The sequence below is a fragment of the Rhizobium sp. R711 genome (genome assembly GCF_002211365.1).
GTDB lineage: Bacteria > Pseudomonadota > Alphaproteobacteria > Rhizobiales > Rhizobiaceae > Rhizobium.
Genome location: NZ_LOKZ01000013.1, coordinates 1 through 18,327, shown reverse-complemented (window position 1 = coordinate 18,327; position 18,327 = coordinate 1). Strand labels below are relative to the sequence as shown.

Here is an 18,327-nt window from a genome sequence, read left to right as displayed (position 1 = left end):
CTCTCTCAGGCGTCGTCGTCCTCATCATCCTCGCCATCGGCGAGGTCAGAAATCGGGACCAGAAAGACAACAAACTCATCGTCGATCGTGCGTTCTGGATCGTCGTCGAATTCGTAGGCGTGCTCGACTTCACTCGCCTCTTCGGCGGTCGCCTTGCGCAGCGTGAGCGCCGTGACCCCATTCCAAACCGGCTTGCCCTGCGATTGCAGGACCGTCAGGTCCTCGCGGAAATCCTCGGCCTCGAAGAAATTCTTGGCGTCGTCGGCATTCTCGGAGCGGAAACTTGCGATCGCCTGGCCGCCGATTTCGATCGTAAAGTAGTCCATCAAAATTCTCTTTCGCTTCTGTGCCGTCTTAGCTTCGATCGACAGTACGGCGATCGGCGGCGCAGCGCCAGTCCCTATCCTTCCCCGGGAACGGACTATCGAGGGCCCATGATGCGGGTGGAGGCCATCAGCGGCTGCCCCTCGGCGATCTGCTTCGAACTGCGCCCGCCAACGACGCTCAAGCTCAAAACGCTCGCAATCATAAGGAAAACGATGATCGTCATGAGAATTTTCATGGGTGAATCCGCCAGCCATTCATCCGGCATTCTCTGTTGGCTTTGACGCTAGTCAGTTCGACGCCAAAAGAAAAGCGGCCCGGTTGCCCGAGCCGCTTTCCACGATCTATGTCGCGACGCTCTTAGATGAGCTTTGCGAAAGCAACGGCCGTGTCGGACATGCGGCTGGAGAAGCCCCACTCGTTGTCGTACCAGGACAGGACGCGCACGAAGTTGCCTTCCATGACCTTCGTCTGGTCGGTCGCGAAGATCGAGGAGTGGCTGTCATGGTTGAAGTCGCGGGAAACGAGCGGCTCGTCGGTGTAGCCGAGGATGCCCTTGAGCTTGCCGTTTGCAGCAGCCTTGATCGCTTCGTTGATCTCGCCGACGGTCGTGGCCTTCTTGGCAACGAACTTGAAATCGACCACCGAGACGTTCGGGGTCGGCACGCGGATCGACGTACCGTCGAGCTTGCCCTTCAGATGCGGCAGAACGAGGCCAACAGCCTTGGCAGCGCCCGTGGAGGTCGGGATCATGGAGAGGGCTGCGGCGCGGGCGCGGTACAGATCCTTGTGCATGGTGTCGAGCGTCGGCTGGTCACCCGTGTAGGAGTGAATGGTGGTCATGAAGCCGTGGTCGATGCCGACGGCGTCATCGAGAACCTTCACGACCGGCACGAGGCAGTTCGTCGTGCAGGACGCGTTGGAGATGACCAGGTGCTCCTTGGTGAGCTGGTCGTGGTTGACGCCGAAAACGACGGTCAGGTCGGCACCGTCGGCAGGAGCCGAAACGATAACGCGCTTTGCGCCGGCCGTCAGGTGTGCGGCAGCCTTTTCGCGAGCGGTGAAGATGCCGGTGCACTCCATCGCGATGTCGACGCCGAGTTCCTTGTGCGGCAGCGTTGCCGGGTCCTTGATCGCGGTCACCTTGATCGGCTTGCCGCCAGCAACCGTGATGGTGTCGCCTTCAACCTTCACTTCGGCCGGGAACTTGCCGTGGATGGAATCGTAGCGCAGCAGGTGGGCGTTGGTCTCGACCGGACCGAGGTCGTTGATCGCAACGACTTCGATGTCGGTGCGGCCGGATTCGACGATGGCGCGGAGAACGTTACGGCCGATGCGGCCGAAGCCGTTGATGGCAACCTTTACAGTCATGTGCATTCACTCCCTAGAGATGGGGCTTGCGGATTGAATTGGAGAGCGCCTGGGCGCTCCCTCTATAGCGCCGCACGTCATATGACGCGCAAAGACGCTATAGCATTTAGAAACTGCGCATAATCCTTTCTTCAAATCGGAACCGATTTGAAGGGCTATGCGCGGAGTTTTGCTTCTGCGGCAGCGACCACGGCGTCCGCGGTGATGCCAAAATGCTTGAAGACTTCCTTCGCCGGACCGGACGCGCCGAACCCCTTCATGCCAACGAAAGTGCCTTCAGGCCCGATGAAGGCATCCCAGCCTTCGCGGACAGCGGCTTCCACGGCGATCTTCACCGGTGAGTTGCCGATGACTTCCTTGCGGTAGGCGTCCGGCTGCTCGAAGAACAGCTCGGTGCAGGGAACGGATACAACGCGAACGCTGACGCCCTTGGCTTCCAGTGTTGCGCGGGCGGCAACGGCAAGCTCAACTTCCGAGCCCGACGCGAAGATCGTCGCCTTCGCGTCGGCATTGCCGGCGAGCGTGTACGCGCCCTGTTCGCAGAGGTTCCTCTCGCTGTACTCGGTGCGCACCGTCGTCAGGTTCTGGCGGGTGAGCGCGAGGGCGGAAGGGCGGTTTTTGGTCTTGGCGGCAATCTGCCAGCACTCAGCGGTTTCCGTGGCGTCGGCCGGACGGAAGACCTGCAGGTTCGGAACGGCGCGCAGGCCAGCGATCTGCTCGACCGGCTGGTGCGTCGGGCCGTCTTCGCCGACGCCGATCGAGTCATGCGTCAGAACGTGCACCACACGGATACCCATGAGGGCTGCCAGACGGATCGGCGGGCGGCAATAATCCGAGAAGATCAGGAAGCCGCCGCCATAAGGAATAAGACCGCCATGCAGCGCGATGCCGTTCATGGCCGAAGCCATGCCATGCTCGCGGATCCCCCAGTGCATGTAGCGGCCGGCGAAATCCGTCGGCGTGATGGAATGCATCTGGCTGGTCTTGGTGTTGTTCGACGGCGTCAGGTCGGCCGAGCCGCCGAGCGTTTCCGGCAGGAAGCCATTGATGACCTCGAGCGCATCTTCCGATGCCTTGCGGGTTGCTATTGTCGGCTTGGTTTCGACGAGCTTCTTCTTGTATGCGCTGATCGCCGCATCGAAACCTTCCGGCAGGTTTCCGGCAAAGCGGCGGGTGAACTCAGCCTTGTGCGATGACTTGGCGAGTCCGTCTTCCCAGGTCTTGACGAGGTCAACCGAGCGGCTACCAGCTGCACGCCATGCGTCGAGAACGTCGGAGGGAACGACGAAGGGCTCGTATTCCCAGTTGAGCGCCTCGCGGGTCGCGGCGATTTCATCGGCGCCGAGCGGGTTGCCGTGAACCTTGTGGGTGCCCTGCTTGTTCGGAGCGCCGAAGCCGATGATCGTCTTGCAGGCGATGAAAGTCGGGCGATCGGACTTATGAGCAGCTTCGATGGCGGCGGCGATGGCAGCCTGGTCGTGACCGTCGATCTCGATCGTGTTCCAATGAACGGCCTTGAAGCGGGCGATCTGGTCGGTCGAGTCGGACAGCGAGACGGCGCCGTCGATGGTGATCGAGTTGTTGTCCCAGAAGAGGACGAGCTTGTTGAGCTTCAGGTGGCCCGCAAGCGCGATCGCCTCATGGCTGATGCCTTCCATCAGGCAGCCGTCGCCGCAGATGGCATAGGTGTAATGGTCCTGAAGCTCGGGACCGAACTCGTCGCGCAGCTTGCGCTCGGCGATCGCCATGCCGACGGCATTGGCAATGCCCTGTCCGAGCGGGCCGGTCGTCGTTTCAATGCCGGTCGCGTGACCATATTCAGGATGGCCGGCGGTCTTCGAGCCGATTTGACGGAACTGCTTCAAGTCCTCGACCGTCATGTCGGGGTAGCCGGTCAAATAGAGCAGCGAGTAGAGCAGCATCGAGCCGTGGCCGGCCGACAATACGAAGCGGTCACGGTTCGGCCAATGCGGCTTCTTCGGGTCAAACCGCAGATATTTCGTGAAGAGAATCGTCGCTACGTCGGCCATGCCCATTGGCATGCCGGGATGTCCCGAATTCGCCTTTTCGACTGCATCCATGGCGAGGAAACGGATCGCATTTGCCATCCGGTCGTTTTGTTCAGGAGAGGTCATGGCTATTCCACGGGTTCCGGGTGTCGGGGGGATGGCCTCAAGCCTGTGGAGACCATCAATGAGAGCGGGTGACACATAGCAGTTGGCACGGCCAAGTCAATAAATTGAAGGGCCTCCAGAAGCCACTCCAATCGATTTTAGACATTTGACCATCAATTTTTACAAAAGTTGACCAGCGATCGAGGTGACGATTGATTTTCGTCATCCACAGAATAGGTCGGTAGCCGCGGTGCCGGCTTTATTGACGTGCCCTTGGCGAGGCGCGTATCCTTTTGGAAATACTGGATCGGTCTCGGGCGCCGATTCGCGGGTCTTGTGCGGGGAACCGGAAGAGACATGACGCCTACAGGCAAAATCATGGAAGCAGCACTCAACGAGCTGCGGCAAGCGATCTCAGGGCTTGAGAACGCGGTCGAGATGCGTATCGAGCACCAGCGGGAGCAGGGTGAGATCGAAGGCGAAGTTCGCCGTATTCATGCCGATCGCTCGAAGCTTGCCCAGGAACTGGACCAGGCCGAATTCCGCGCGAACCGGCTGGAAGAAGTCAATCGCGAGGTCTCGCGACGGCTGGTGACGGCCATGGAGACGATCCGCGCGGTTCTGGACCGATAGAAGGGCGCAGCACATGGCGCAGGTAACTGTAACGATCGACGGCAAGGCCTATCGCATGGCCTGCGAGGAAGGACAGGAAGACCACCTGACCGATCTCGCGACGCGCTTCGACAATTATGTCGGTCATCTCAAGGGCCAGTTCGGCGAAATCGGCGACCTCCGGATCACCGTCATGGCAGGCATCATGGTCATGGACGAGATTTCGGAACTAACCCGCCGCGTCGCCGGTCTCGAATCCGAGCTCGATACGCTGCGGAACACCAGCGACACGGTTCTCGCAGCGAACGCCCGCACTGAGGAAAGCCTTGCGGCGGCCCTTAGCGAGGTAACCAGCCGTATCCGCGGCATCACCGACAAGCTGAATGGCCGCGCGCCCGCCGAACTCAATTAAATAGGAGCGGCGTCGCCAGCCCTCTGGCGTGTCGCTGAAATCAGCCTTATATAGCGGAGTGCGGTCTGCGCCTCTCGACAGGAACCACAATCCCTGGGGCCATACTCGATCCAAAGGGAGCTGTCCCTGACCAGGCTCGTGGGCCTGGACACACGGTGCCCACCTACGTTTGTAGGCGCCCAGGATCGTAAACATCCATCGGTTGTCGTGGATCGCACTTTCCTTTCTATCCACTTTCACGCTGTGCTGCTGGTGCAATGCAGATGTGAGGCACACTTCACTTGCTTGCAGCAATGCGAATGCTAGTTTCCGGAATTATATCGATTTAATTTCCAGGAGATTTCAGATGCAGCTTGGCATGGTGGGTTTGGGCCGCATGGGCAACTACATGGTTCAGCGATTGATGCGCGGTGGCCATGAATGCGTCGTCTACGACGCCAAGCCGGAAAGCGTTGCCGATCTCGTTGGCAAAGGGGCGGTTGGCAGCGCCTCTATCGAGGAGTTCGTCTCGAAGCTGTCGCGGCCGCGCGCCGTCTGGCTGATGTTGCCGGCGGCCATCACCGATAAGGTCATTGCGCAGCTTCTGCCGTTGCTGCACGACGACGACATCATCATTGACGGTGGCAACTCCTATTACCACGACGACATCAGGCGCGGCGCGGAACTCATCACCAAAGGCATCCACTATGTCGATGTCGGCACCAGCGGCGGCGTCTTCGGCCTGGAGCGCGGCTATTGCCTGATGATCGGTGGTGAGAAAGGGGTCGTTCAGTCGCTGTCGCCGATTTTTGCATCGCTGGCACCGGGGCAGGGAGATATCGCTCCTTCCGCGGGTCGCAGCGCGCATCCGGAAAGCACGGCGGAGCAGGGCTATCTTCATTGCGGTCCCCACGGCGCAGGCCACTTCGTCAAGATGGTGCACAACGGCATCGAGTATGGCCTGATGGCGGCCTATGCCGAAGGGTTGAACATTCTAAAGCATGCCAACGTCGGTGCGGCCACGCACGAGGTCGATGCCGAAACCGCACCTTTGGCGCACCCCGAATACTATCGTTACGACCTCAACCTGCCGGATATTGCCGAAGTATGGCGCCGCGGCAGCGTTATCACCTCCTGGCTGCTCGATCTAACGGCCGACGCGCTGCACGCCGATCCGGTCCTCACCAAGTATGCCGGCCGCGTTTCCGACTCCGGCGAAGGCCGGTGGACGATCATGGCGGCGATCGATGAAAGTGTGCCGACGCCGGTGCTGAGCGCGGCGCTTCATGGCCGCTTCGCATCGCGCGACAAGGATGAGTTCGCCAACAAGGTGCTCTCGGCCATGCGCGCAGGCTTCGGCGGTCACGTTGAAAAGCCGAAGGACTAAGCTGCAAACCTTTCGTTTTCCAAGCCCGCGCAGCGCCATCTGTGCGGGCTTTCCTTTTGTACGGCGCGATATATTGTCGACAGATCGCTTGGGGGGAAAGGGATGACGGGTCTGGCAATGGGCGCGCGTGGCATGATGCAACTGCTGATATCGATGACGTTCGCCCTTGCCGTTGCTTGGGGTGCCGCCGCTCAGACCGCCAACCTACCGTCACCGCCTCCCACGCCCACGACCGCGGCTGCTCAACCGCCGGCAGAAGTTCGGCAGATGCTCGAGCTGATGCAAACGCCGCAGGTGAAAGAGTGGATGGCGACGCAAATGAAAGCCGCGCCGGCTGCCACCCAGGCAGAGGCTGGCGAAATGTCGGCCCTGTCCGAGCTCGTCGATCATGCTCGCCGCCATGTCGAGATGGTCTCCGATGCCGCGATGGAGCTTCCGGGCGAAGTCGAGTCCGCTTCCGGCATCGTAGAACGCGAGGTCGCGCCAAGCGGTTGGGTGCTAATAACAACGAAAGTCATTGCACTTTTCCTGTCCGGAGCGGTTGTCGAGCTGCTGTTTCGTCTCCTCGTGCCGAAACCGCGAATCCGACGGACTGATGACGAGGTCGTCACCGTTGCCCATCACGCTACGGCAAACCTGCTTTATCGCATTGTTCCGGCAATCGTCTTTTCCATGGCGACACTGGTGCCCCTGCTTGCTTTCAACTGGCCACCGATCACACGATCCATGGCCATCGCCATCGCGATCGCGCTCATCGTTGCTCGTTTTACCGTTGCGCTGGGGCGGCTCCTGGTCGTCGTTGCCACCTTGCAGCGCGCGGATGGCGAGCGCCAGATTTCACGAGCGCGGGCCCTTTTTTGGTTCCGCCGCTGCGCGACCTTCGCGATCTACTTCGCGTTCGGATGGGCGGCGATCCAACTGATGGTGCCGCTCGGCTTTTCCGAAGGCGCGCGCTACTTCGTCGGCTATATTCTTGGTATCGGGCTGTTTGCTATCGCGGTGGAGGCGGTCTGGCACCGCCCCGTCGAGGAGGGCGAGCATCGTAGCGTCACCGTTTCCTGGGGACTGACGCTCTATTTCGCTGTGCTTTGGCTTCTTTGGGTGTCAGGCTTCAATCTGCTGCTGTGGCTCGGGATCTATGCCGTGCTCCTGCCGCGCGCACTTTCCGTCGCAACGCTGGCCGTTCGCTCCTTGCATCAGGCGGAGGCAGGCTTTCTCGCCGGGCGCCGGATCGCGACCGTGCTGCTTGATCGCGGCGTTCGCGCGCTCATCATCGCAGCCGCTGCCTTCTGGTTCGGACGTATGATCGGGCTCGTGGCAGACCGCATGGCGGCGGGAGAGACCATGATCGACCGCATTGCTCGCGGCGCGATCGGCGGCATCGTCATCTTGCTCGCTGCCGATCTGTTGTGGCACCTGGCGCGCGCTTACATCAACGGCAAGCTCGATGACTCTCGGATCGAAGGCGCGATGACAGACGAGGAAAAAGCCAGCCGTGCCCGCCTGCAGACCCTGTTGCCGATCTTCCGCAATATTCTCGCCGTTGTTATCGCGGTTATTGCTGTCCTGATGGTGCTGTCGGGCCTGGGGGTGGAGATCGGGCCTCTGATCGCAGGCGCCGGGGTGGTCGGCGTTGCCGTCGGTTTCGGAGCGCAGACCATCGTGAAGGACGTCATCAGCGGCATGTTCTATCTCTGGGACGATGCCTTTCGCGTCGGCGAATATATCGAGAGCGGCAGCCACAAGGGCGTGGTCGAGGCGTTCAGCTTGCGCTCCGTCCGGCTGCGGCACCATCGCGGGCCGCTGACGACAGTGCCGTTCGGCGAACTCGGCGCGGTCAAGAATCTCAACCGCGACTGGACCATCGACAAGATCACGCTGAACGTGACCTACGATACCGACCTCGTGAAGGCGAAGAAGGTGATCAAGCAGATCGGACAGCAGTTGCTTGATAATCCCGATTACAGTCCGCACATCATCGAAACGCTGAAGATGAAGGGCGTCGAGCAGTTCGGCGAGTTCGCAATTGTCATCCGGCTGGCAATGATGACCAAGCCCGGCGAGCAGTTCGTCATCCGGCGCAATGCGCTGGCGATGATCCGCAACGCCTTCAAGGAGAACGGCATCGAGTTTGCTGTCCCGACGGTTCAGGTTTCGAGCGAAGTGCACGAGGCTGAAGCGCATGCCGCTGCCGCCCGCCAACTCTCGCAACGCCCGAGCTCGGATGAGCCTGCGGCATAGCGTCCGAGTGCTTGCAGTCGCTCGAGCGGTCCTGCCGCCGCCCCCCCCAAACGCTGCTAACGTTACGAAATTGCAATGTGCGTAGGTGCGCCCTGCGCCAAATTTGCCCCAATTGGGGATGAAGCAGGCGACAACGGCGGGTCAGGGGTGGGCAGGCTACGCATTCATAGAGCTTGCGTGCCGCGCGTGTTACGTGTTTCGAACATGATTCCCACCAAACTGGAATATTGCGACGGTACGAGATGTCGGGACACGGCAAGTTGGAAGAAATAGAAGAGGCCGAGGAATCTTCGGTGCGTGGATTGTTCAGACGCTATCGCGCGCTCCTGACGGCATTGGCGACGCTCGCGCTCTTCTGTCTTGTCGGCTTTGCGATTGTGCAGCTCACCAACGAAGTGCGTTACGACGACGTTGTGCAGGCGCTGGCGGATACGAAGGTCAGCTCAATCCTGCTGGCGCTGGTCTTTACGGGCCTGAGCTTCCTGGCCCTTGTTTTCTATGACGTCAACGCCATTGAATATGTCGGCCGCAAGCTGCCGTTTCCGCAGGTGGCGCTGACTGCCTTTAGCGCCTATGCCGTTGGCAACACAGCCGGCTTCGGTGCGCTCAGCGGCGGGGCAATTCGTTATCGCGCCTATTCACGGCTCGGCTTGACGCCCGAGGAGATTGGCCGGGTCATTGCCTTCGTAACGCTGTCGTTCGGGCTCGGGCTTGCAGGTGTCGCGGCGATCGCGCTCCTGATCATTTCCGATGAGATTGCGCCGTTGATTGATGTTGGCAGCGTTACCCTGCGGCTGTTGGCCGGTGCGGTCATCGCCGGCCTGGGCGTCATCATGTTCATGGGGCGGGACGAGCGCGCGATCAACCTGGGTCCGGTCGAAATCCGTCTGCCGGACTCGCGCACATGGTCGCGGCAGTTCCTGGTGACCGCTTTCGACATCGCCGCCTCGGCGACGGTCCTCTACGTCCTGCTGCCGCAGGCGGCGATCAGCTGGCCGGTATTCTTGGCGGTCTATGCGATCGCTGTTGGTCTTGGTGTCCTGAGCCACGTTCCGGCCGGTCTCGGCGTGTTCGAGACCGTAATTATCGCTTCGCTTGGCAGTGCGGTGAACATCGACGCGGTGCTTGGCTCGCTGGTGCTCTATCGCCTGATCTACCACGTTCTGCCGCTGCTGATCGCCGTCCTTGCCGTATCGGCGACCGAGCTTCGCCGGTTCGCTGATCACCCGGTCGCGTCGGGCATCCGGCGGATCGGCATCCGGTTGATGCCGCAGTTGCTCTCGACGCTGTCGCTGCTTCTCGGCGTCATGCTTGTCTTTTCGAGCGTGACGCCGACGCCGGACCAGAACCTCGAGTTTCTCGCGAACTACCTGCCGCTGCCGATTGTCGAAGGCGCGCACTTCCTATCGAGCCTGCTTGGGCTGGCGTTGGTCGTTGCCGCACGCGGCCTAGGCCAGAAGCTCGACGGTGCCTGGTGGGTGTCGATCCTGTCTGCCGCGGCGGCGCTGACCTTGTCGCTGCTGAAGGCGATCGCGCTGGTCGAGGCATGTTTCCTGGGCTTCCTGATTTTCGGCCTCTTCGTTAGCCGCCGGTTGTTCCGCAGACATGCTTCCCTTCTCAACCAGACGCTGACGGCCTCGTGGCTGATGGCGATAGCCGTCATCTGCGTCGGTGCGATCGTGATCTTGCTCTTCGTATATCGCGACGTGGAGTACAGCAGAGAGCTCTGGTGGCAGTTCGAATTCGCCGGCGAAGCGCCGCGTGGTCTTCGCGCCGTGCTTGGCATCTCCATCATTTCCTCGGCGATTGCGATCTTCAGCCTGCTTCGTCCGGTGGCAGTCAAACCGGAGCCGGCGTCAACAGATGCGTTGGAGCGGGCAGTCAATATCGTCGAGAAGCAGCGCTATGCCGACGCCAATCTTGTGCGGATGGGCGACAAGAGCATCATGTTCTCCGAGAAGGGTGACGCCTTCATCATGTACGGAAGGCAGGGACGCTCATGGATCGCCCTCTTCGATCCGATCGGTGAGCGCAGCGCCATTCCAGAGCTGGTGTGGCGCTTCGTGGAGTCGGCTCGCGCTGCCGGCTGCCGCGCGGTCTTTTATCAGATCTCGCCGGCGCTCCTTTCCCACTGTGCCGATGCGGGGTTGAGGGCATTCAAACTGGGTGAACTTGCTGTCGCCGATCTCAAGACGTTCGAAATGAAGGGCGGCAAGTGGGCCAACCTGCGGCAAACCGCGAGCCGCGCCCAGCGTGACGGCCTTGAATTCGAGGTTATCGCGCCGGAAGACGTTCCCGCCGCGATGGATGAGCTTGCCGCGGTTTCAAATGCCTGGCTCGAGGACCATAATGCCAAGGAGAAGGGCTTCTCGCTCGGCGCGTTCGATCCTGACTATATCGTTGCCCAGCCGGTTGGCATCCTGAAGCGTGAAGGCAAGATTGTCGCCTTCGCCAACATGTTGATAACGGCCGCGAAGGACGAGGGGACCATCGACTTGATGCGTTTCTCGCCGGATGCCCCAAAGGGGTCGATGGACTTCCTCTTCGTCCAGATCATGGAATACCTGCGCGACCAAGGCTTCTCGCATTTCAATCTCGGCATGGCGCCGCTCTCGGGCATGTCGAAGCGCGAGATGGCGCCGGTATGGGATCGTATCGGCAGCACCGTCTTCGAGCATGGCGAGCGATTTTATAATTTCAAAGGCCTCAGGGCCTTCAAATCAAAGTTCCATCCGCAATGGCATCCGCGATATCTTGCGGTTTCGGGTGGAGGCAATCCGATGCTTGCTCTGATGGACGCAACATTCCTGATCGGCGGCGGATTGAGAGGGGTAGTGAGGAAATGATGAAAAGACACCTTCTTGCGACCGTCTGCGCCCTGTCACTGTCCGTTCCGGCGGCAATGGCGGCGACCGAGGCGACACAGAGCTTTGAGACCGGGCTTATCCCGTCACCGCACATCTTCCTGCCCGAAGGAGACGTGAAGGGGGCAGTCGTGCTGATATCGGATGGCGCCGGCTGGGGCGACAGCGAGAAGGCGGAGGCAGGCCGTCTCGTCGATCAGGGAGCCGTCGTCATCGGTATCGACTTCCCGTCCTATATGAATGCACTCAGAAACTATGACGTTAGCCAGAACGACGGCTGTATCTACATGGTGTCCGATATTGAATCGCTGAGCCAGCAGGTCCAGCGCGCGGCCGGCAACAGTGCATATCATCTACCGATTGTTGCCGGTGTCGGCGAGGGCGGCGCGCTAGCATTGGCGATTGCTGCGCAGACCCCGGATGCGACGATCAGCCAGACGCTGGCGATCGATCCCGTTGCCGGCATTCCGCTTACCAAGGAACTGTGCACGCCGGCGAAGAAGCAGACGGTCGGCGATCGCATGATCTACGAGCTCAGCGACACATCGCTGCCGGACCCGATCATCGCATCGTTCACGGCCTCCGCCAACAAAGACGGCCGCGCGCATGTCGAGGAACTCAAGAAACAGCATTCCGCCATCGATATCCGCGACTCCGAGGACGATGCCCAAACGACGCTCGGCGACACACTCTCCGACCTTATCGACGCCTCCGGCAGTGCCGACAATCCGCTCGGCCTGCCGCTCACCATTCTGGATGCCAAGCCGGCCTTCGACACCATGGCGATCATCTATTCCGGCGACGGCGGCTGGCGTGACATCGACAAGGAGGTCGGTGCGGCGTTGCAGAAACAGGGTGTCCCTGTCGTCGGCATCGACTCGCTGCATTATTTCTGGTCGGAACGGGAGCCGCAGCAGACTGCGGACGATCTCGGCAAGATCATCGAGCTCTATCGCAAGCAGTGGAAGGTGAAGCACGTATTGCTCATCGGCTATTCCTTCGGAGCCGATGTCGTGCCCGCCGCCTTTTCTCGGCTGAAACCGGCTGCCAAGGGAGCCGTTGCCCAGATGTCGCTCCTTTCTCTCTCGCATGAGGTCGATTACCAGATATCCGTCATGGGCTGGTTGGGCCAGAAGACCGAGGGTGCCGGTGGCGATCCCGTTGATGACCTGAAGAAGGTCGATCCGAAAATCGTCCAGTGCATCTACGGAAAGGAAGATGACGACGAAGTCGCTTGTCCTGATCTCAAGGACAGCGGTGTCGATGTGATCGCCCTTGCCGGGGACCACCACTTCGATGAAAACTATGAGCTCCTGAGCAAGACGATCATCGACGGGCTGAAGGCGCGACTGCAGGACTAGAGCGCATCGTTCCGTCAGAGGTTAGCGCATCAGATAGTCTTCACTCCAGCCGAGAGCGGCGATATCGCCGCTCCGGAAGCGGCTGTCGTCCGCGACGATGAATTCGTCGAGCTGTGGCGGCGGCACGCTCGTTCCCGCCAGCATCGCGTGAACCTGGCCGCGATGATGTGTCTGATGCTGGAACAGATGGTTCAAGACGTCCTCCATCCGCTCGCGCTGGATGCGCTCCGCACGATGAATCTCGGTCGTTGACGCCAATTTTTCTGGGGTGGCGGCTTCGCACAATGCCACCAACCGACGATCGACTTTGGCCTGCTCTGCAGCAAGCGCAGCGATGTCGTCGAACGGCTCCTCAATGTCCCAGGCGGCTGGCCCGAGCGTGCCGCCTTCCAGCGCATCGACGTAAAACCAGTCGACCGTCAGAATGTGGTTGAGCGTTGCCTTGATCGACGTAAAGAAGCTTACCCGAACAGCCTCGAACTCCCCCGGCATCAGCCGGCCGCAAGCTTCATGGAGCCGGTGGTTCGCAAGCGCATTGTTGTATGCGAGCTTGCGGGCGGTCCTGCAAGGGTCGAACGTCGGCATCAGATAACTCCCTTCCTTGACGGTGTTACCCGCAAGCGTCAGTCGTCGTCTTCCTGAAACAAACGAAACTGTGCGGCCTCGAGATCCTTGGGGGGCTGCATCCCGAGATGCTTCCAGGCCGTTGCGGTCAGGACGCGGCCGCGCGGCGTCCGCTGGATGAAGCCCTGCTGGATCATATAGGGCTCGATAATGTCCTCGATCGCATCGCGCGGCTCAGAAAGCCCTGCAGCGATGGTTTCGATACCGACGGGGCCACCGCCGAAATTGATGGCGATCATGTTGAGATAGCGCTTATCGAGCTGGTCGAGGCCCATGTTGTCGACGAGCAGGCGGGTCAGTGCCTCATCGGCAATCTCTCGGGTGACGGCTTCGGCCTTGGCCACTTCGGCGAAATCGCGCACGCGGCGCAGCAGGCGGCCAGCTATACGCGGCGTGCCGCGGGCGCGTCGGGCGATCTCCCGGGCACCCTCATCGGTCATGGGAAGGTTCATCAGGCGCGCGCCGCGACGAACGATCAGTTCCAGTTCCTCGACGGTGTAGAAGCTCAGACGGACAGGAATGCCGAAACGGTCGCGCAGCGGCGTGGTCAGAAGGCCAAGGCGCGTCGTTGCGGCGACAAGCGTGAACTTCGACAGGTCGATCTTGACCGAGCGTGCGGCGGGGCCTTCGCCGATGATGAGGTCGAGCTGGAAGTCCTCCATCGCGGGGTAGAGGATTTCCTCGACGGCGGGATTGAGCCGATGGATTTCATCGATGAAGAGGACGTCGCGCTCTTCGAGATTGGTCAACAGGGCGGCGAGATCGCCCGCCTTGGCGATGACCGGGCCTGATGTCGAACGGAAATTGACGCCGAGTTCCTTCGCCATGATCTGCGCCAGTGTGGTCTTGCCGAGGCCGGGTGGGCCAACGAAAAGGACATGGTCGAGCGCCTCGCCGCGGTTCTTCGCCGCCTCGATGAAAACCTTCAGGTTTGCGCGCGCTTCCGCCTGGCCGGTGAACTCGTCCAGCGATTGCGGCCGCAGCGTCACATCCAGGTCTTCGCCTCGTTTCTCTGCCGATATCAGGCGCGCGGCTTCACTCATGCTGGCATTTCCCAATCTTCAAACGCTCGTGACCAATACACCAAGCCAGAGGCTTTTGGCACCCGCTCGGGCAATTGGATCAGCGAGCCAGTTCCTTCAACCCGAGGCGGATGAGCTTGGCGCTGTCAGCGCCTTCACCGGCAGTCTTCATTGCGGCGGCAACGGCATTGGCCGCTTGGTCGCGGGAGTAGCCGAGGTTCGTCAGCGCGGAGACCGCATCCGCGACCGGGGCTGCGGCAACACCTTCGCCGAGTTCCTGCTTGAGGCCGATGGTGCCCGACGCTTCTCCGGCAAAGGCCGGCGCCTTGTTCTTCAGTTCGGTGACGATGCGCACGGCGACCTTGGGTCCGACGCCCTGAGCGCGGGCGACCGCCGTGCGATCCTGCAGCGCAATGGCGTTCGCCAGTTCGCTCGGAGGCAGTGTCGAAAGGACTGCGAGCGCCACCTTCGCGCCGACGCCCTGAACACTCTGCAGGAGGATGAACCATTCTCTTTCGAGCGCGGTCATGAAGCCGAAGAGCTTCAACTGGTCTTCGCGAACATAGGTTTCGATGAAGAGCACGCAGGCTTCCCCCACCGAGCCGAGGCGAGACAGGGTGCGCGCCGAGCAGAAGGCGACGTAGCAGACGCCGTGGACATCGACGAGGACGTAGTCGTCGCCGATTTCTTCGATGGTGCCTTTAAGCTTGCCGATCATGCAAATGGTCCGTTCGGTGGATTGTCAGTGAAGATTAGCCGGCAAGTGCCGCCTGCCGCATGCGGTTGCTGCCGCGGTTGTGCGCATGGCAGATGGCGATCGCCAGCGCGTCGGCGGCGTCATTGCCTTTGAATTCGACCTTCGGCATCAGGATTTTCAGCATCATGTGGATTTGCTGCTTCTCGCCGTGGCCGACTCCAATGACCGCCTTCTTGACGGCGTTCGGCGCGTATTCTGCGACCGGCAATCCGGCGCGGGCGGGGACCAGCATGGCAATACCACGGGCCTGGCCGAGCTTCAGGGTTGCCACGGCATCCTTGTTGACGAAGGTCTGTTCGACCGCGGCCTCATCCGGCTTGTAGCTATGGACGACATCCGCCAGACCGTCATGCAGTTGGCAGAGGCGCGAGGCCAGGTCCATGTCGCCGTCCGAGGTTACCGTGCCTGATGCGACGAAGCGCAAGGAATTGCCGAGCGTGTCGATAATTCCCCAGCCGGTGCGGCGCAGGCCCGGGTCAACGCCGATGATGCGAATCGTATTTTGCATGGTTCACCCTATTGCACTCGCAAAATAACTGCCATCGATAAGTGAACAAAACAAAAACATTCCTTGTTTTCAGGGAGGCTGTTTACGGCAATTTAAGCTCCGTAGCCGACTTTTGACCGATAAAATGTGAGAGGAGCTCCCTTCCCGCGAAGGCAAGGCTCCCGTGTTCTGTTTGCAGGTCAGCCGGCAGGGCGTTCCCGTTCTGCCGGTATGAGCCGTTCCGGAAGGGTTCATCGTTCATGGTTCAGAGATTTCAGTCCCTGTCCTTCAAGGTCATTGCCACATTCATCCTGCTGACCGCACTGTCGATCGCGGTCATCAATGTCCTCGCCTACTTCGCCAGCAGCCGCATTTCCGGCGAGCAGGCGCTCAAGGCGAAGGAGAGCGTCCTGATCTTCCGCGGCGACATGCTGCAGGATCAGCTTGAGCAGCTTGAAAACCAGGCGAATTCGATCGCGCGCATCGAAGCGCTGCAGATGTCGATCACGAGCCTGAAAAGTGGCTGGAAGACAATCGAGAAGACGTCAGGCGATGCGCGCGCCGAATTGAAGAAGGTGTTCATCACCAACAACCCGAACCCGGCCGACCAGCGCGAGAAGCTAATGAAGCCGCAGGCGCCAAGCGGCTTCTACTATTCCAACCATGAGACAACGCAGAGCGAGGTTGGCCGTGACCTCGAGAACACCGCCTTCAGCGATCTGCTGATTGCCGATCTCGATGGTAACGTCCTCTACTCCTACAAGAAGAACGACGATTTCGCCGAAAACCTGAAGGCCGACGCGTGGAAGTCGACCGGCGCCGGTCTCGCCTTCGCCAAGGCGATCGCAAACACCGCCAAGGCGACGGACGATTCCGCACCGACGGGCTTTTCCGGTCTTCGCGTCGATGCCGCAAGCGGCAGGTCGGCAATCTTCTACGCCGTGCCGATCGTCAAGCTGGGTGCGGCGAAGGGCGTGATGCTCTTCAAGGTGCGCGACAACATGATCACCAGCATTCTCGCCAAGGGCATTGTGGCCGGCAGCACGGCGCAGGCGGCAATCATCTCGGATGACGGCTCGGCGATCGGCGTGAACGCGACCGGCCAGCTCGTCACGCTCGATACCGCGCCTTTCACCTTCGTAAAGGACGCGCTTTCGGCAAAGGGGATGACGGTCGACGACTTCGATCGCGCCGATGGCGCGGCGCGAGCCTATGTCCGTGGCATCGACTACCAGGGCTCCCGCTTCCTCGTCGTGGAAAGCGTGCGAATCAGCGAGCTCAACGCTGGTTCTCTCGAAATCGCCACCCTGCTGACGATGATTGCGCTTGGCGTTCTGATCGTCATGGCAGCGGCAACCTGGGCAATCACCAAGCTGCTTTTCTCGCCGCTTGCCCGTCTTGCCGGCGTTACCCGCGATGTTGCCGATGGCAAGCTGGAGGTCGAGATCGGCAGCCAGAACCGCGGTGACGAAATCGGCACGATGGCCAAGGCATTGGCACGGTTCAAGCAGTCGCTGGTCGAAAGCCGCGAGCTGGAAGCCGCCAGCAACGAAACGCGGGCGCGCGCGGAACGGGATCGCCAGCAGCATATGGCCGAGCGCGAGGCGGAGGCCCGGACCCTGCAGGAGGTCGTTCAGGCGATCGACGAGGGTCTGCACCATCTGGCCAACGGCGATCTTGCCTATCAGATCGAGACCCGTTTCCCGAGCGAACTCGAAGGCCTTCGCATCAACTTCAACGAAGCGCTGGCGGCTCTCAGCGAAACGATGACGGCGATCGGCGGCAACTCTATGGCGGTGCGTGCGGGCTCCGAGGAAATGCGCACCGGTGCCGACGAGCTCGCCGGTCGCACCGAGCGTCAGGCCGCTTCGATCACCGAGACTGCAAATGCGATCGATGCGATTACCCAGTCGATTCGTCTTCAGATCGAGCGCGCAGAACATGCAGAACGCATCGCCCGCGACGCCAAGCGTGACACGACAGGCTCCAGCCAGATCATGCGCGAGACGATTGCTGCAATGGAAGCGATCCAGGCATCATCTCGCCAGATCAACTCGATCATCACCGTGATCGACTCGATTGCCTTCCAGACCAACCTGCTGGCGCTCAATGCCGGCGTCGAGGCAGCGCGCGCTGGCGAATCCGGCAAGGGCTTTGCCGTCGTCGCCATGGAAGTGCGTGAACTGGCGCAGCGTTCATCGAGTGCCGCAAAGGAGATCGCGAGCCTGCTGCAGAAGTCCACGCATGAGGTCGAAATGGGCGTCTCACTTGTCGAGCGCGCCGGCGATGCGCTGACCGGGATCGGCAGCCACGTCGAGGCCATTAACGGCCAGATCACCGAGATCATGGAAACCACCCGCGAGGAGGCGGACACGCTGCGCCAGATCAACTCGGCCGTTTCCGAACTCGATGCGATGACACAGCAGAACGCGGCCATGGTCGAGGAAACCACCGCGGCGATCCACCGGCTTGCCACCGAAGCCGTCGAAATGGACCGCCAGCTAGCGAATTTCACGCTGACACAGGAGCATCGGAGTGCCGAAGTGCACGTCCTGCGCCGTCGAGCTTGACCAAGCGACCAAACGATGAACGAAGGGCCGGGAGACCGGCGCCTCAGACCGCTGACAAACCCGTCGATATTTTCGGCGGCTCGCGCTCTTCTTCCTTCAACGGCTTCTGACCATGCAGCGTCCGCTCGGTCTCGATCGCCCGGTCGAGATCGGCCCAGTAGTCGGAGCGTGACTTCGCGATCATCGCAAGATCGTATTTGCC

The 18,327-nt window shown here is 60.9% G+C and carries 15 protein-coding genes and 1 other RNA gene; 8 read left to right on the top strand and 8 right to left on the bottom strand.

The genetic code is table 11. The features are described from left to right. Window positions 1-5 precede the first annotated feature (5 nt). From ATY80_RS15440 to tkt, 4 genes are all read right to left on the bottom strand, one after another. Window positions 6-326, bottom strand: coding sequence for a hypothetical protein (locus ATY80_RS15440; protein WP_088693266.1), 321 nt, complete (start codon window positions 324-326; stop codon window positions 6-8). Between the two features lie 95 nt (window positions 327-421). Beyond that, complete coding sequence (locus ATY80_RS28970; protein WP_189637170.1) at window positions 422-562, bottom strand: hypothetical protein; 141 nt, start codon at window positions 560-562, stop codon at window positions 422-424. A 122-nt stretch (window positions 563-684) separates the two neighbouring features. Further along, window positions 685-1,695, bottom strand: a complete 1,011-nt coding sequence (gene gap / locus ATY80_RS15435) for a type I glyceraldehyde-3-phosphate dehydrogenase (protein ID WP_007527381.1) — start codon at window positions 1,693-1,695, stop codon at window positions 685-687. Between the two features lie 155 nt (window positions 1,696-1,850). Further along, window positions 1,851-3,830 carry a transketolase gene (gene tkt / locus ATY80_RS15430; RefSeq protein ID WP_088693265.1) on the bottom strand — a complete coding sequence of 660 codons (1,980 nt, stop codon included), beginning with the start codon at window positions 3,828-3,830 and terminating at the stop codon, window positions 1,851-1,853. Between the two features lie 336 nt (window positions 3,831-4,166). Between tkt and ATY80_RS15425 the strand changes: the two genes are divergently transcribed. From ATY80_RS15425 to ATY80_RS15395, 7 genes are all read left to right on the top strand, one after another. After that, window positions 4,167-4,442 carry a DUF4164 domain-containing protein gene (locus ATY80_RS15425; RefSeq protein ID WP_024315384.1) on the top strand — a complete coding sequence of 92 codons (276 nt, stop codon included), beginning with the start codon at window positions 4,167-4,169 and terminating at the stop codon, window positions 4,440-4,442. Between the two features lie 13 nt (window positions 4,443-4,455). Continuing rightward, window positions 4,456-4,833, top strand: coding sequence for a cell division protein ZapA (locus tag ATY80_RS15420; RefSeq protein ID WP_088693264.1), 378 nt, complete (start codon window positions 4,456-4,458; stop codon window positions 4,831-4,833). 59 nt (window positions 4,834-4,892) lie between these two features. After that, window positions 4,893-5,051: non-coding RNA, 6S RNA (ssrS, locus tag ATY80_RS15415), on the top strand. Between the two features lie 128 nt (window positions 5,052-5,179). Next, window positions 5,180-6,199: a phosphogluconate dehydrogenase (NAD(+)-dependent, decarboxylating) gene (gnd, locus tag ATY80_RS15410; protein ID WP_088693263.1), complete on the top strand. Its 1,020-nt coding sequence runs from the start codon at window positions 5,180-5,182 to the stop codon at window positions 6,197-6,199. Between the two features lie 102 nt (window positions 6,200-6,301). Then, entirely contained in the window at window positions 6,302-8,440 is a 2,139-nt protein-coding gene (locus ATY80_RS15405) for a mechanosensitive ion channel family protein (RefSeq protein WP_088693262.1), read from the top strand. 242 nt (window positions 8,441-8,682) lie between these two features. Further along, on the top strand, window positions 8,683-11,286 hold the full coding sequence (mprF, locus tag ATY80_RS15400) for a bifunctional lysylphosphatidylglycerol flippase/synthetase MprF (protein ID WP_088693261.1): 2,604 nt from the start codon (window positions 8,683-8,685) through the stop codon (window positions 11,284-11,286). Then, window positions 11,283-12,665, top strand: a complete 1,383-nt coding sequence (locus ATY80_RS15395) for an AcvB/VirJ family lysyl-phosphatidylglycerol hydrolase (protein ID WP_189637168.1) — start codon at window positions 11,283-11,285, stop codon at window positions 12,663-12,665. The genes mprF and ATY80_RS15395 overlap by 4 nt, the downstream gene beginning before the upstream one ends. Window positions 12,666-12,686: 21 nt before the next feature. Here the strand turns inward: ATY80_RS15395 and ATY80_RS15390 are convergent, their stop codons facing one another. The 4 genes from ATY80_RS15390 to ruvC form a co-directional block, all read right to left on the bottom strand. Further along, entirely contained in the window at window positions 12,687-13,250 is a 564-nt protein-coding gene (locus ATY80_RS15390) for a DinB family protein (RefSeq protein ID WP_088693259.1), read from the bottom strand. A 38-nt stretch (window positions 13,251-13,288) separates the two neighbouring features. Next, window positions 13,289-14,332: a Holliday junction branch migration DNA helicase RuvB gene (gene ruvB, locus ATY80_RS15385; RefSeq protein WP_088693258.1), complete on the bottom strand. Its 1,044-nt coding sequence runs from the start codon at window positions 14,330-14,332 to the stop codon at window positions 13,289-13,291. A 79-nt stretch (window positions 14,333-14,411) separates the two neighbouring features. Beyond that, complete coding sequence (ruvA, locus tag ATY80_RS15380; protein ID WP_062371768.1) at window positions 14,412-15,029, bottom strand: Holliday junction branch migration protein RuvA; 618 nt, start codon at window positions 15,027-15,029, stop codon at window positions 14,412-14,414. Window positions 15,030-15,063: 34 nt separating this feature from the next. Next, window positions 15,064-15,576, bottom strand: a complete 513-nt coding sequence (gene ruvC, locus ATY80_RS15375; protein WP_088693257.1) for a crossover junction endodeoxyribonuclease RuvC — start codon at window positions 15,574-15,576, stop codon at window positions 15,064-15,066. A gap of 239 nt (window positions 15,577-15,815) precedes the next feature. On the opposite strand from ruvC, the gene ATY80_RS15370 reads away from it, so the two are divergent. Further along, entirely contained in the window at window positions 15,816-18,125 is a 2,310-nt protein-coding gene (locus ATY80_RS15370) for a methyl-accepting chemotaxis protein (protein WP_088693256.1), read from the top strand. Window positions 18,126-18,327: the final 202 nt, after the last annotated feature.